Here is a 14,979-nt window from a genome sequence, read left to right as displayed (position 1 = left end):
GCGGTCGGCTTGCGGCGGCTGCAAGCCGGCGGCGGGGTCGATCACGAAGAGATCGTCGTCCACGAAATTCCGCTTGTGGAACTCAATTCGTGGCTCGATAATCGCACGGCCGAGGGCCTGATGATTGACCCCAAGATCTTCGCCGGACTGTGGATGGCCCGGAGTGGAATGACGAACGACCAAGCACGAACGTCTAAAGAATGACGAAGCACGAATGACGAATCGCCGAGCACGCTTGCGTCCATGTCGTAGTGACTTTGTATTTCAATCGTTTTAGCCCAAATTGTGTGAGGGAACCGCGTATGGCCGAGCGGAATGCGTCACCGTTTTCCGAGAGGTTCGATGCGGAAGAGCTCGAAAGCGTGAAGGCGACGCGAATGGGGATTTCGCTCGACTGGTGGTCCGTCATCATCGCGGTGGCGCTTGCCGCGTTGCTTCGGGCAAATATCTTGCCGCCAATCCCTTGGTAGCGCGCTAAACTCCGCCGCCAGCCAAAGTCGTCCTCCGCTTATGGGGACAAGGCCTCGGCAATTCCGTTTTCAAATTGTTTCAGTTCAGTTCCACGCACCCGGCGGAAATCGATGAACGATCCTAACGCGGCGGCACATGGAAATTCTGCAACGACATTCTCCTCGCGGCCCAATAGCCCGCTGCCGAGCCTCATCGCCGTAATCCCGGGCCTGGTGCTGCTGTTTGCGATCGGCTACGCGGGCAAATGGATCGAAGGGGCAATCAAGCAATACGGCGTCGCACACAAGATCGCCTTGCCAAATATCGAATACGTGCTGTGGGCGATCCTGATCGGAGTCGTCATCGGCAACACCCTCGGCGTCATGCGATGGTTCCGGGTTTTCGCGCCCGGCATCGAAACCTACGAATTCTGGTTGAAACTTGGCATCGTCTTGCTGGGCGTGCGATTCTTGCTGCGCGATGTCGCGAAGCTCGGCGGGCTGAGCTTGGGGTTGGTGGCGATCGAGATTCTTCTTTCGATCGCCATGATGATTTTGATCGGACGATTCTTTAAACTCACGCCGAAGCTGACCGCCTTGCTGGCGGTCGGTTCTTCGGTGTGCGGCGTATCGGCGATCATCGCCACGCAAGGGGCCATCGATGCCGACGAACGCGAAACATCGTATGCCATCGCCGCGATCTTAGCGCTCGGGGCGATCAGCCTGTTCACCTACCCGCTGATCTCGCGGCAACTGGGCATGACCGATCAGGCCTATGGCCTATGGGCCGGCTTGTCGGTCGACAACACCGCGGAAGCCACTGCCGCTGGCGCGCTGCGCAGCGAAGCATCGAAGCGGATCGCCGTGCTCACCAAGACCACGCGCAATGCCATGATCGGCTTCGTCGTGCTGGGAGCGGCCCTTTATTTCGCCAGCCGCGGCGGCCATCGCGTCGAAGGCTCGAAAGTGCTTTTCGTATGGCGGGCCTTTCCAAAATTCGTGCTCGGCTTCTTGCTATTCTCCGCCGCGGCAAGTCTCACGGGCGGCTGGACGATCTTCGAAGCGTCGCAGGTGAAAAGCCTGGAGAACCTGAGCCGCTGGGCGTTTCTGCTCACCTTTGCCGGAGTCGGCCTGCGGACGAACTTTCGCGAGCTAGGGCATCAAGGCTGGCGCCCCCTCATCGTCGGCGCACTCGGCGAAATTTTTATTGCAGCCCTGACCCTCGGCTTGGTGATGGCCGCCGACGCATGGTTCGGCCTGACATTCGCCGTTTGACGGATCGCGAATTCGTCATTCGAGCATTCGTCATTTGCCGCCGGTCATTCTTCCGTCCAGGCCCAGCCGGGGAGCATTTCGAGTTCGCGGCGGGCCATTTCGGCCCACGGCGTGCCTGGATGCTCGTTGATCACGCGATTCAAATACATCTGCGATTGCTTCGCCATCTTGTCGAGCGCGCTGCCGGCGGAGATCGAGTCGGATGGGTGCAGCACCCAGGTGTCGTGCTCCTTCGGGTCCTTAAACGCTTTGCCTTGCTTGATGACGGCAAGTTGCGCGTTGTAGCCATCGATGCGGGCCTTGGCGGCCAGAATGCGGCCCATGGCCAGGTCGAATTCGGCCTGCCAGCGCGGGCTGGTGATTTTCGCGCGATCGGCTTGCCCGCCAACCAGCGCTTCGTAAATGCGATCGACCTCGGGGCTCTTTTCCGCCGCCTTCATCTGTGCCTGGCTCACCTTTTTGGATAGCGCCGCTTCGCCTCCTTGCTTTTCGGTCGGACGGGTGAATCGCGAGGTCAGATAGGCGACCACTTGCTCGGCCCGGGGCAATTGGGCCGCATTGTGCAACGCCTGATAGGCCCGATTGCTGGAAAGCAGCGATTGATATTCCTGCGGCGAAACATAATCGGGAGCGTAGCGGTGGCGCATTTCCTGGCTGATCGTTCCGTCTCCTTCCAAAGCCCAGCCGGCGCTGGTCGAACCGTTGCGGAAGCGGAGATACGCGCCTTGCGTCTGGCGGCACAATCGCTCCAGTCCCCACGGACCGTAGCCCGAATCGTTCAAATCAGAGTCGCCTTGTCCTTCGGGCAAGGCCATATCGATCGATTCCAAGCCGCCCGATGCGAGGATCAGATTCGCCGGCGGCCCGCCGCCAAGCGGTTCGGCGTGCCACTGGCGATAGAACGGAACGGCATTGCCGATCCCGAACACGGGCACGGCTTTTCGGCGCAGTTTGGGAATCGCCGCATCCAGCCGTGCCCAATCCTTGCCCGTGCTGTTGGCGACGACTACGAACATCATTTCGTAGCCTTGGCTGCGGTAGGGCAAGAATTTGTCGGCCGCTTCATCGACCGCGGCAAACGTCTGCGGAAACGCTTCCGATTCCGAGGGGAGCGCGCCGGCCAGGCTTTCCGCTTGGGCCGGGTCGATGGGCTCGTTGTTCAAGAAATTGACGTTGCTGCCATAGGCCACGATGGCCATTGCCAGCGGGGCGGCTTTGCCGCTTTCGCTCGCCAATTTCGTCGCTTCGGCCGTGATCCGCGAGATTCTTCCGACCGCCCAATTCCGCACGTCGGCCGACATGTTCGTCTTGTCGATGATCCACACCACCAGCGTCTTGCGAAGCTTCAGCGCCTCCGCGATCTCGCCGGCAATCCGCTTGCGAGCGCGATACATGTCCGGATTCACCTGCGCGTCGGGATCATCGGCATCGGCGGCCGAGATGCCGGCAGACGTGTCGGCCGATGGCCGAAGGTTGTCGCTCGGCACGCCGACCGGCTTCGACGGTTCGACGCCATTGTTCATCACGACGGTTTTAGGCGGCGTGTGATTCTTGACCAAGGCCTGCAGCGACGGTTCGACATGGTTGTGTTGCACCGGTGGCCGCTTCACGACGGGCTGGCCTGACGACGATGTATCCGAGCAGCCGCAAACAAACATTAAAGCGACGCCGAGCAACGAGGCGCCGTAGCGAATCCGAGACATAGCACCACCCCGAGAGAAAGAAGAGCCTGGGAAAAGGATACCGGGTCATTTCATTCTAGCCATTTCCCGCGGAGCAAGAAACAACTCCGCGCGAAAACCAGCATCGAGCCCGGCAAGCCGCTACGGAATCACGTAGGGCGCCGGGGCCGGCCCCGGCACCGGCGATAGGCTCGGCGTCGCTCCGGGAGTCGGCATTGCGCCGGGATACGGCGCTGGCGACGCCGCCGGAAACGGGCTTGGCGAGAGTGCCGGATAGGGCGCATTCGACGGATAGGGAGCCGTCACGGTCGCCGGACCTGGGACCGGCGTCAATCCGGCCGAACCGGGTGCCGGCGTTACAATCACCGGAGCCGGCATCGGGCGAATCGGATATGGCTCTCTCGGCTGCTCGTAGCCAATCGGCCGTTCGCCCGGATCGACGTGCGACAAGGTCGGATCGGGGTACGGATCGAACCGCAGGGCCTCGTTCTGCTCGTAGGCCGTCTTTTCCTGGGGCGTCGCCCCCGGAACGAACAGATGTGGATAGGCGAAATGGGGATCGCTATAGCAGCCGGCAAACAATCCCGCGCAAACAACGCTGCACAGCCCGATCCACAAGAGCCACGCAATGGCGGTGTAGAGGCGCATCTGTGGAAAGGTGGGAGTGAGGGTTTGGTTGCCGCGGTCGAAAAGCGGTTCTGTTGGCGAATGCCGAAGGCGGTCGGAAAAAAACGGCCGACGAGCGCGGATTATACGGGCGATCGGCCCAGCGAAGAATATGAATTGCTAGGCCGAGCGATGCCCGAACTGCGCCTATCCCGCCAGACCACGCGGTTTTCCGCGCAATCGCCGAAATTTACGGCAGATAGACATCCAAGACCGATGCTTGCGGCGATAGCGGCGTAAGTTCGACGGCTCCGGTCGCGGCCGGCAGCAGGATCGTTTCGCCCCGCTTTAAGGGCTGGCTGCTCGGATCGCCTGCCAAAATGATTTCCCCATCCAGCAACAGCAGAATATGGCAGCGGCCTGCTTCGCCGACCGTGCGGCTTGCCGAAATTTCCAAACGATCGAGCACGAACTTGTCGCACGCCACGAGGCGCGTCGCCTCGGCCTCGTCCGCCGCCGCCGGGCGCACCGGTTCGACCGGGCCACGGTCAAAATCGATCACGTCGAGGGCCTGCTCGATATGCAGCCCGCGCGGACGGCCATCGGGGCCGACCCGATTCCAATCGAACAGGCGATAGGTCGTGTCGCTCGATTGCTGCACCTCGGCGATCAGCAATCCGGCCCCCAAAGCGTGAACGGTGCCGGCGGGAAGAAAAATGCAGTCGCCGACCTTCGGCTCAAACTGGTGCAGGCAAAGTTCGCAGGTGCCGCGGTTCAGTTCGCGCTCGAGCGCTCGGCGATCGAAGCCCTGCTTGAGGCCCGCGAATATGCGGCTCCCCCGTTCCGCCCCCAATACGATCCAGGCTTCGGTCTTGCCGAGATCGGGCACATCGAGCCGGGCGGCTTGCTCATCGTTCGGATGGACCTGTACCGACAGTTTTTGCTGCGCATCGAGCAGCTTCACCAACAGCGGGAACTGCGGCTGCGGATGATGCCGGCCCAAGAGCGCTTCGCCGCGCTGGCGAACCAGTTCGCCGAGCGTCGTTCCGGCGAGCGGCCCGAAGGCGACGCGGCTTTGGTCGGCCCCATGATCGACCACTTCCCAACTTTCCGCGTAGTCGGCCCCTTCGCCAATCGGCTTGCCGAGCACGCTTTTCAACCGCCGCCCGCCCCAAAGGTAGCGGCGAAACAGCGGCTCGAAGCGAAGTGGATAAAGCGGCTCAGCCATTCGACACCGCGAGAAGTCCCTGAAATTATTCCCTTAGGCCGCAATCCAGACGAACCGGCGTTTCCCTGCGAACCCGGCCGCGAAAGTATTCCGGGCACAACCTCGTCGGGCCAAATCTTGGCAGCCCCCAGCACCATTCCATCAGAAACCGCTGCACAAGAAAAGGTCTTGCGAACAGGTCGGCGACGAGCGACGTGTCGCAATCGAGACGGCAACAATCGCATTAAGCGTTAGCGAGGATGAGTATCGGTGGCTCCCTCGCTTGCGCTTCGGGCTCGTGTGGCGATAGGAATAATCCGGACTCGTGGCGCCAGGAGTTAGCAACAGGCCGCGAACTATTAACTACTAGCCCGAAGCGTTAGCGAGGATGAGTGTCGGGGGCTCCCTCGCTTGCGCTTCGGGCTCGTGTGGCGATAGGAATAATCCGGGCCGCTTGAGCCCTTCTCGCATCCTGCGGGGAAGTTCGGGGGAAGAAACTAATCGACCAGCGTCCAGCGGGCGCCGGCGCTGGGCTTTCGCTCCCAATAAGGGTGAAGCGAGAGGCCGTTGGTTTTGGTCACGGCCTTGTCGGCCCCAAAATCGACGTTAGGGCCATCGTTGTTCCCGGCGCGCAGCACGATCCCGACGGTCGTGCCGGCCTCGAGCTTCAAGTCGCCCAATTCCTCACGCGGGATCGCGGCTTCGTAGATGTACACATTGCCTTCGCGCTTGACGACATGCTTCGCTCCGGCAACCGGGCCGGTCGTTTTCCGGCCGCGGGGCTGGCGGGGCCAATCGTGCATCCTCGGAACGCCCGGCGCCAACATTCGCCACAACTCGCTCTTGCCATCGGTGGTCGCATACAAGGCGTATTCATAATCGGTGTCCGGCACCGCGTGGAAGCCTGCGGTCACCCGATCGGTATCCGGTTTCAGGTCATGCCATCCCGGCGTCACATCCAGTCCGATTTGGAGCCGGTCGCGGCGGAAGGGGATCGCCGGCAGCGAAGGATCGGCGGGCTTTTCTGGATTATTGCAATAGACGTACGGTACTTCGGAAAAACTCTTCCCGGGATATGCTTTGAGAAATTCTTTGTACGGAGAGCGCCGATCGGAGGCGGATGTGTGGAAGTATTTGTTCTCGTCGCGCGTGGCCATCGGCGCCAGCCCGCTGATTTGCGGGGACGGGTCATTGACGCGCGCGGCGATGTAGAGAAACTTCTCGTCCCAGGCCAGCTTGAATTCCGCATAGTTGCCATTCGGTTTCTGGGCCTTCAGATCAAGCCACGGACGGCGCATCATCTCGGCAACCTCGGCCTCCTGTTTGCCGGCGACGACCGTCACACCGGGAACATCCTTCCAATCGTCCAGGTTGCCGTCGATGATGCGCGTGCCTTTCTTCACGACGAGCACGTTCATCGTTTGAGCATACGACGCGGCGCCGGCATCGCTGCGGAAGTCGAACGCGCAGGGATAGGCGTTTGCCGCGGAAATCGTGGCTGCCGCAATCTCGAATGCCACCGGCGCCGTCTCGCCGGCTTTGAGTTGCACGCGTTGCGCGGCGTTTTTGAGCGTGAGCCCGGGAGGTGTCTTCACCGCCAATACGCCGGCGATGGCGCGGTTCAAGCAATTGTGCAATTCGACCGTGAGCGGCACGCCGGCCGCAAGCTGCTTGGAAAAATCGTGCGGAAGGATTTCGACCGGCCGTTTCCCGTCGATCTGGGCAGTTCGGATTCGTTCGGCGGCAACCAGCGGACCCTTTTCGCAGGTGATGTAGCTGGGGAAGATATTCATCGGCAATCGCACCGACGCCTGGCCGACATACGCCGGATTGCCCGCGAGATCGAAGAATTTCAGTAGTCCATCGGCATTGTCGATCGTCATGGTGCCGCCGGCGGCGGAATCGACTTGCGCCCAGGGCCGATCGCGAGGGTTTTCGCCGGCCACGGTCAGCAGTTGCCCGAAAACCACCAATAGCGCTTCGTTGTCGTCGTCTTTGCCGAACTGGAACACCCAAGGAAGATGTTGCCGGAACACGATTTTTTCGAATGCTTTGCCGGTGACCAGCGCATTGAAGGCGGCCGTGGCAGCGACGACCGGCGTGGGAGCCACGTAAGGATCGTCGATGCCGGGCAAGGCGTCGTAAAGCGAACTGGGATGCCAAGGCGCCAATCGCGCTTGTCCGGCGGCCATGAATTGCGCGGCCGCTTGGGGCAGCAGATATTCCGAGTTCACGAACCATGTTTCTGTCTCCATCGACTGCTTGCCGTGCGCCCGCGCGACCAAAGGTCCATAGCACATCGATGGGGCGACATAGTGATCGGTGAAGATGTCGACATAGGCGTCGAATTCCTTGCTGCCGTCGGAATAAAATTTGTCCTCGGTGTTCATGATCGAGCAGGCCGCCAGCAGCTTGATGTCGGGCGAAACTTTTCGGGTGGAAGTGGCGATCAGTTTTTGCAGGGCCCGATATTGGATCATGTCGCGTGCCCAGCCGCTGATTCCGCCCCCTTCCCACGGTTCGTTGTAGTTTTCGATCCCCCACAGGCCTCCCTTGCCATCTTTCCAGTAACGTTGACAAAACGCCGTGATCCAGCGGCCGTAGCGCGCATAGAGCTTCGGATCGGCCAACCAATCGCCCGTGGCCGAGTAACCGCCGGTTTTAGGAGTCCAACCGACGGCGGGCGTGGGCACCTTGAAGGGCCGCGTCCAATCGGGGTGTGCGCCCAGCGTGACCATGATCTTGCAACCTGCCTTTTCGGCGGCTGCGAAGAGGGCGTCGTAGCGCGACCAGTCGTATTGCCCCTGCTCATTTTCCGACCAACTCAACTCCGATCGCCAGCCGCGCACGCCCATCCGCGCATACGTTTTCGCGCGCTCCGCATTGCGATCGGGCCGATCGATGAACTGGCCTTCGCCAAAAATCGGAGTATTCATGATGGTCCCATGCTCGCGGGGTTTGGGAACACGGCAAACGGTGGTGAGAAATTGCCGCTTTCCATTCCGGATCAGCACAAGGGCGTATGTTCCGAATCGCTCCGGCAGCGGAAGATTGCTCACTTCGACGGTCGCTTGCGGCTTGTCGCCGAACGTCGCTTGGAAGGGGTGCAGCCGAGGCCGGCCTTGCAGCGCGATTAACGGCGCGTGGCCGGCCGTGTCGCTGAAGCCTTTATCTCCCTCGATTTTTCTTTCGGGATCGCGAGTGGTGATTTCCTGGATTTCCAGGGCCAAATCCGTCGTCCCATGATCCGCTTGCTTGGAAAGCAGGAGGACGATATCGACCGGCTCGCCAGGCAAAAACACCTGCCCCGGCACGTTGCTGTGGTCGAAGCGATTCGCCGTCCCGGGAAGCTTGGCGTGGAGCACTTGCATATTCGCTTCGAGCACCAACGAGCCCGCCGCGAACGCAGGCAATCCGCAGGCGAAAAAAACAAGTTGCACGGTCGCGAAACATCGTAGCCGCATTACATGTTCCCTTCTCGGTGTCGTTCAAAACGGCCTGGGGGCGTGCTCGGAGTCGCCCGCGTCGGATCGCGTGGCGTGTCAGTATAGTTGCCCTTGTGACGAATTGCAGATCAACGTGGCGTTCGGCGATCGCTCGAAGGATTTCGAGCGTCGCTTCTTCCCCGTGTACACTTCGAAGCAATACGAATGGCATCCCTTGTTGCCGCCAGCAGCGAAACGCTGACAAAGAGGCAGCAGTCGCTGCTCGCCGCGATCGCCGCAGCAATCGACGGCTCGGCGCAACATCAGGAATCTGAGGCCGGAAAGCGCGACCGCATCGCCACTAGAGCGAAATCTCGCGCTGCCCCGGCGCGCGGCCTTTCCGCAGCTTTTTATCGAGCGTCTTTCCATTGGCCGTCGACGGAGCGCTCACCGTCGGCTCTGGCGCTCCGTTTAGCGGATCGCCGACCCTAATCGCTGCCAGTCGCTGCGTGCCGCGAGCGACGTAGTCTGCCGAAAGGTCGAAACCCAGATAATTGCGGCCGAGCTTCTTGGCCACGGCCAACGTCGTCGCGCTGCCGCTAAACGGGTCGAGCACGAGATCGCCCGAACGGGAGCAGAGGCGAATGATGCGGCCCAAAAGCTGCTCGGGCATTTGGCAGCCGTGGAAGCCGGCCCGCTCCTTGAACGTGCCGGCCACGCGCGGAAAATACCACGTGTCTTCGGCCGACGAGAAGCAATCGGACAGGTCTTGCGGGCGGAGCACCCAAGTGTCGTCGGCCAATCGCCCGGCAGGATTGGCACGGCGATCGGCGTAGACCAATTGGCGGGCCGAGGGGATGCGGTTTTCCGGCGCGTCGGCCAAAAACGTAAACTGCTCTTCGTCTTTCACGAAATAGAACAGATGAGCGTGCGAACGGCTGAATTTGTTTTTGCAGTTCACGCCGAATGTGTAATACCAGACGACCCAACTCCGGCAGCAGAAGCCGATCTCCTGACTGGCAATCTTCAACTCCGCGGCATATTCATCACCGATCGCCAGCCAAAATGAGCCCGAGGGCTTCAGTGCCCGATATACGGCCGAAATCCAGGAGCGCGACCAATTCAAATAATCGCGTGCGGCTTTGCGGTCGTCGTAAACGTCGTAGTCATAGCCGATGTTGAACGGCGGATCGGCGAATGCCAGATCGACGCAACCCGCGGGAAGCGAGTTCAACTTTTCGACGCAGTCGCCGTGCTCGATCGCATTCAGCCGGTTTTCGGTCAACATTTCGACGCTGCCTCCTTGCGCACGTTTGGATTCCAGTTTATTTTTTGACCTGTTCGAACATCCACGGCACGATTCCGTCGGGATCGTGATACGCGCGGGTCCAACTATCGTGGCCGACGCCGGGAAGCTCGGTATATTTCGGATTCCCGCCCGCTTTCCGGATCGCGGCGATCATCTGCCGCGAGCGCTGGACGGGCACGGCCGGATCGGCGTCGCCATGATAGCAGAACGTGGGGATATGGACGAGCAGGTCGGCCTTCGTCACATCGCCGCCGCCGCAGCAGGGGGCGATTGCCGCGAAGCGCTCCGGCATCCGCATCGCCAGGTCCCAGGTGCCGTAGCCGCCCATCGACAGGCCGGTGAGATAAATGCGATGCTCGTCGACCGGCTCGCTCTTGATGATCTCGTCCATCATGCCAATGGCGTGCTGCATCGATGCCGAGGGATTTTTCGGCAGCGGCTGCGAAGTGCTTTTGTCCCAGGGAACATCGACCCACTTTTCGTTGTTCGGGCACTGCGGCGCGAGGATGAAGCATGGGTATTTGGCGCGCATCGCGGGGGCGGCCATCCATTCGGGAAAATATTTCAGTTGCGATTTGTTGTCGTCGCCGCGTTCGCCGGCGCCATGCAAGAAAAGCACGAGCGGATATCTTTTTCCCGGCTCGATCTTTTCCGGCGAAAGCAGGCGATACTCCACGACATGGCTCGCGACATCGGCGGACGCATCCTTGTAGTCGCGCGCCTGATACAAATCCGTCACCGCTCCAACCTCCAACGCCATAAGGGCCAACAAGATCGCATGCATGATGGGATGAGCTCCGGTGCGCCGAATCGATGGTTGCGGCGATTATAGAACGGCAGCGCGGCGGATGCGAACGGTTTTTCCAACGAGCGACAACGTGTCGTTAGCGGCAAGGCGCCAGCCGCCGGTCGTCTGCTGCGCGGCGGCTGAAAACCGGCGGCTAGCGCCTTGCCGCTAACCACGCACACCGCCCGAGCGTTACCGCACGATCTTCGCTTTCGGCAGCGCCGCTTTCAGCTCCGCCGCTTTGGCGTCGCTGATTTTCGTGAAGCTGAGGTCCAGGTCGGTGAGCGACTTGAGCGTCTTGAGATCGTCCACCGCGGCATCGGTCACCTGCGTCTGCTTGAGGCTCAGCGTGCCGAGATGCTTCAGCCCCAACAGCGACTTGACGCCGGCATCGGTGATGCCCGTGGCTTCCAAGTCGAGTTTGGAAAGTTTCTTGAGGTGCTTCAGATAGGCGACGCCGGCGTCGGTCACGCGTGTATTCCACAGGTTCAGCGATTCCAAATTGGTCAGCGATTGCAGGTATTGCATGCCAGTGTCTTCCAACGGCGTTTCCGACATGTCGAGAATTTTCAAATTGGTCATCGGCTTGAGATGAACCAGGCCCGGGCCGGTAAGCGCGATATTGCGCAGCTCGAGATGCTTCATGCGCGTCATGCCTTCCAGATCGGCGAGGCCCTCGTCGCTGACGTTGGTGCGCATCAGATCGAGCTCTTCCATGTCGGTCATGTTCTTGATGACTTTCATCGATGCATCGGTGGCTTGCGTATCTTCCAGAGCCAGCGTTTTCAGCTTGGTCATGTGCTCGAGCGCGGCGATGCCGGCATCGGTGACCGAGGCATTGCGGAGCTTGAGCCGTTCGAGATTGGTGAGGCCTTTGAGATAGCCGATGCCTTCGTCGCCGACGCGCGAGCAACCGCGCAGGTCGAGCAGTTTCAAATGCGAGAGCGATTGGAGATGCTTGACTCCGTCGTCGGAAATTGCGGTGTAGAGCAACAGCAATTGTTCGAGGTGCGGCAGCTCGGCCAGATGCAGCAAGCCATCGTCGGTCACCGCGGCACAGCGCCGCAGGCTGAGCACGCGCAGGCCCGGCAGCAGCTTGAGCTGGGCCATCGCGGCATCGGTGATCGCCGTGTTTTCCAGGCTCAGATCGTCCAGTCCGCTGAGCGGGGCGAGCTGCTCCATCACCGCATCGCCGACGCCGGTGTCGGCGAGAACCAAGCGGTGCAGATGCGGCAGGCCCTGCAAATGAACCAAATCGGAATCGGCCACGGCGATGCCCGTCAGATCGACCGCCACGACGTCGCCATCGGGGGCGCGTTCGAGTTTCGCGCCGAGCTTCTTTAGCGCCGCGGCATCGGCCGGCCGGTCGGCGGCCTGCAATGCCCCGTTCGAACCAATCGCCATCGCCAACGCGGCCAGGCCGAAAATCAATCGCTTCATAGCGGCAACAACTCCACGAAAACGGGGTGACAAAAAGAGCGAGCGCCGGCCGGTTTGCCGGCCGGCGCTCGGAAATCAACTTGCGAATCGCCAGTGCAAACTAGCCTTCGAGCGAATAGCCTTCGCGATACCGCGGATGGATCATCGGCTCGAGGTCGGGCAGGTTCGTGGCCTTGAGGGCCTTCGGATCCCATTCGACCTTGGTGCCGGCCCAGACGGCCAGGTTGCCCAACAGAATCGTCTTGGTCAGGCGGCTGGCGTAGTTGGGGAAATTCGACATGGCCGGCTCGCCTCCCTTGATCGCCCGCACCCATTCGTCGAAATGGCCCGGCGAATGCGGGAATTCGATCTTGGGTTCGGTGGCGCCGCCGAGAGCCTGGTGGCCCTGCCCGCCATAGTCGCCGGGGCAGTAGTAACTTCCCTTATCGCCGACGACCAGACAGCCGCTGCTGTCGATGCGTTTCTTGCCCGAGGCAATGTCCTTGTCCGCGGCGAACAATTCCTTGCTGGGCATTTTCTTGCCGTCGTACCAAGTCAGGCTCAACGGGGCTCGGCCTTGATACGAGGGGAACTCGAATTTGATGACCGACCAGTTGGGATACATCTCCTTGTTGTTGCCCGACGTTTCGGCTTCGACCGAAATCGGATCGAACAAGTCGAGCGCCATGAACGGCAGGTTCACCGTGTGGCAGGCCATGTCGCCCAAGGCGCCGGTGCCGAAATCCCAGAACCCACGCCACGAGAACGGATGATAGCCGTTGGCATACGGGCGGAACTTCGCCGGACCGATCCATTGTTCCCAATGCAAATTCTTGGGCACCGGAGCGTCGGCCGGGCGGCCCTTGCCTTGCGGCCAGATCGGGCGGTTGGTCCAAACGTGAACTTCCTTCACCGTGCCGCACGCGCCGGCGCGAATCTTGGCGGCCGATTCGCGCAGCGAGTCGCTGGCGGTGCCTTGATTGCCCATCTGCGTGGCCACCTTCTTCTCCGCGGCCACCTTGCCGACCAGATCGGCTTCGTAAATGTAGTGGGTCATCGGCTTCTGGCAGAAGCAATGCTTGCCGGCCCGCATGTAAAGCAGCGAAGCCGCGGCGTGGTTGTGATCGGGAATGCTGACGGTCACCGCGTCGATGCTCTTGCCCATTTCATCGAGCATCTTGCGGAAGTCGTGGAAGATTTTGACGCCCTTGAGCCCGGCGGCCTTCTTGCGGGCGGTGTTGTCGTCGACATCGCAGATCGCGACGATATCGCCGGTGCGATGGGCGTCGTTCGAGTCGCTGTCTCCCTTGCCGCCGACGCCGATACAGGCGAACTGCACGCGCTCGTTCGCTGATTTCGACTTAAGATCATCCGCCAGCGCAGAGCCGGCAACCCAAAAACCGACGCCGGCCGCGGCCGTCGTCTGCACGAATTCTCGACGTGAAACGCTCTTGCGCTGCGCATTATCGCGCTTTACACTCTTACGCTGCATGGAACGAATCTCCTGCTGGGAGGGTGGGCGAAGGATGGTGGGCTGGCCCCGTGAAACTTCGATTCTAACTTACGGCAAATCGAGTTGCACGTAGCGCCGAGATTTTTTTTGCAGCATTCGGCCGCAAGATAATCCCCGCCGGCGCGCGAAACCGCAAGCGCCGCCCACGACCAAACGGCATGGAAGCTCGCTTGCCGTTTCGCGCGTGAAAACACACCGAAGGCCGCAGCCAATTCAGCCGCTATTGCGCCGACGAGTGCGAACCGTGGTTCGATACGCCGACCGGAATTCCCACCGGCATCGGCCGGGCCGCCACCGCGAACCCGAGACGATAGAGGTCGTCGTTGATCCGCCGAAAATCGGGGAAACTCTCGGGATAAACCCAGATCGTGATCGTCGTCAACTGGTGATCCAGGGCATTGATCCGGCGGCGAAACTCCGAGTCCGGGCGGAGAGCATCGTCGGTGGTCTCGCCGACCTGGCCCGGAGTCGGCAGAAAATTCGCTTGCTGCAACGAAAGCCGGTATTCGCCCCGGTCGGGACCCGGCTCCATGGCCATCGTGAATTCCATGTTGAAGCCGCCGTAGGGGCCGACCACGTGCACCTGGTCGGTAATATCGGATGGAGAGCTGCCGCCCGCGCCGCGCAGCTCGCTCTTTGCCCGCTCGAGCAACTCGTCCATCGGCAAATAGGCGATGCGATGCTCGCTGAGCCGGAAGTGAACTTCCTGGCCGAAAACGGTGCGGCTGATCGGCGTCATGTAGTGGCGCAATTCGGCCACCGGCGGCGGCGCGGCTCGAGCCCGCTGCAATTCGGCCTGGCTGATCTGCACATCGCTTTCCAACTGGTCGGCCACGTGCTTGAGATCGACTTCCTTCTGAGCCGCGCCGTCGAGTTTCGATCGCCGCGCGCCGATCTCGTGTTCGGCCGCGGCAATCAGCGTGGCGACTTGCTGCCGCTCGAGGGCCCGGGCGGCGAGTTCCCGGTCGACCACGGCGATTTGCACGCCCACCTGCCGCACGTCGTGTTCGACGCTGTCGGCGATGGCTTGCAGTTTGGCAAGGTCGTCTTTCGCGGCTTTGGCGGCCGTGGCTTTGGCGGCCGCGGCTTTGACTTCGGCCGCCGACTTCGCGTCGTCGGCCAGTTTGGCGGCGGAATCCGCCGAGCCAAGTCTGGCTTCGGCCGATTGGCTCAATCGCCACGCCGGCTTCACGCGCACGCCGACGATCAGCACCAACACGATCAGGATGCCGACGAGGTTGGTGACCACGTCGACAAACGAATCTTGTCCGCCGGCTTCGATCGGTTCGGGAGGTTGGCGACGCATG

The 14,979-nt window shown here is 61.4% G+C and carries 12 protein-coding genes; 3 read left to right on the top strand and 9 right to left on the bottom strand.

Going from position 1 to position 14,979, the window contains the following annotated elements; genetic code table 11:
- The 3 genes from VHX65_02640 to VHX65_02630 form a co-directional block, all read left to right on the top strand.
- Positions 1 to 204 (top strand): hypothetical protein (locus VHX65_02640; protein ID HEX3997427.1); only part of this gene is annotated, 204 nt, incomplete at its 5' end.
- Between the two features lie 98 nt (positions 205 to 302).
- Positions 303 to 470 carry a hypothetical protein gene (locus VHX65_02635; protein ID HEX3997426.1) on the top strand — a complete coding sequence of 56 codons (168 nt, stop codon included), beginning with the start codon at positions 303 to 305 and terminating at the stop codon, positions 468 to 470.
- 111 nt (positions 471 to 581) lie between these two features.
- Complete coding sequence (locus tag VHX65_02630; protein ID HEX3997425.1) at positions 582 to 1,724, top strand: putative sulfate exporter family transporter; 1,143 nt, start codon at positions 582 to 584, stop codon at positions 1,722 to 1,724.
- 44 nt (positions 1,725 to 1,768) lie between these two features.
- Here the strand turns inward: VHX65_02630 and VHX65_02625 are convergent, their stop codons facing one another.
- From VHX65_02625 to VHX65_02585, 9 genes are all read right to left on the bottom strand, one after another.
- The gene (locus tag VHX65_02625; GenBank protein ID HEX3997424.1) at positions 1,769 to 3,427 is read right to left on the bottom strand and encodes a hypothetical protein; all 1,659 of its coding nucleotides are present in this window, start codon (positions 3,425 to 3,427) and stop codon (positions 1,769 to 1,771) included.
- Positions 3,428 to 3,547: 120 nt separating this feature from the next.
- A complete protein-coding gene (locus tag VHX65_02620; GenBank protein HEX3997423.1) occupies positions 3,548 to 4,054 on the bottom strand; it encodes a hypothetical protein in 507 nt (168 codons plus the stop codon).
- A gap of 208 nt (positions 4,055 to 4,262) precedes the next feature.
- On the bottom strand, positions 4,263 to 5,240 hold the full coding sequence (locus VHX65_02615) for a type I phosphomannose isomerase catalytic subunit (GenBank protein HEX3997422.1): 978 nt from the start codon (positions 5,238 to 5,240) through the stop codon (positions 4,263 to 4,265).
- Between the two features lie 476 nt (positions 5,241 to 5,716).
- Complete coding sequence (locus VHX65_02610) at positions 5,717 to 8,659, bottom strand: hypothetical protein (protein ID HEX3997421.1); 2,943 nt, start codon at positions 8,657 to 8,659, stop codon at positions 5,717 to 5,719.
- 346 nt (positions 8,660 to 9,005) lie between these two features.
- Positions 9,006 to 9,932: a site-specific DNA-methyltransferase gene (locus VHX65_02605; protein HEX3997420.1), complete on the bottom strand. Its 927-nt coding sequence runs from the start codon at positions 9,930 to 9,932 to the stop codon at positions 9,006 to 9,008.
- Positions 9,933 to 9,969: 37 nt separating this feature from the next.
- Entirely contained in the window at positions 9,970 to 10,737 is a 768-nt protein-coding gene (locus VHX65_02600; protein ID HEX3997419.1) for a PHB depolymerase family esterase, read from the bottom strand.
- 195 nt (positions 10,738 to 10,932) lie between these two features.
- A complete protein-coding gene (locus VHX65_02595) occupies positions 10,933 to 12,180 on the bottom strand; it encodes a hypothetical protein (protein ID HEX3997418.1) in 1,248 nt (415 codons plus the stop codon).
- 100 nt (positions 12,181 to 12,280) lie between these two features.
- Positions 12,281 to 13,651, bottom strand: coding sequence for a Gfo/Idh/MocA family oxidoreductase (locus VHX65_02590; protein HEX3997417.1), 1,371 nt, complete (start codon positions 13,649 to 13,651; stop codon positions 12,281 to 12,283).
- Between the two features lie 241 nt (positions 13,652 to 13,892).
- On the bottom strand, positions 13,893 to 14,978 hold the full coding sequence (locus VHX65_02585) for a hypothetical protein (GenBank protein ID HEX3997416.1): 1,086 nt from the start codon (positions 14,976 to 14,978) through the stop codon (positions 13,893 to 13,895).
- Position 14,979 lies beyond the last annotated feature (1 nt).

It is taken from the genome of Pirellulales bacterium, from assembly GCA_036267355.1.
Classification (GTDB): Bacteria; Planctomycetota; Planctomycetia; order Pirellulales; family DATAWG01; genus DATAWG01.
This window is presented reverse-complemented; position numbering and strand designations above follow the sequence as displayed.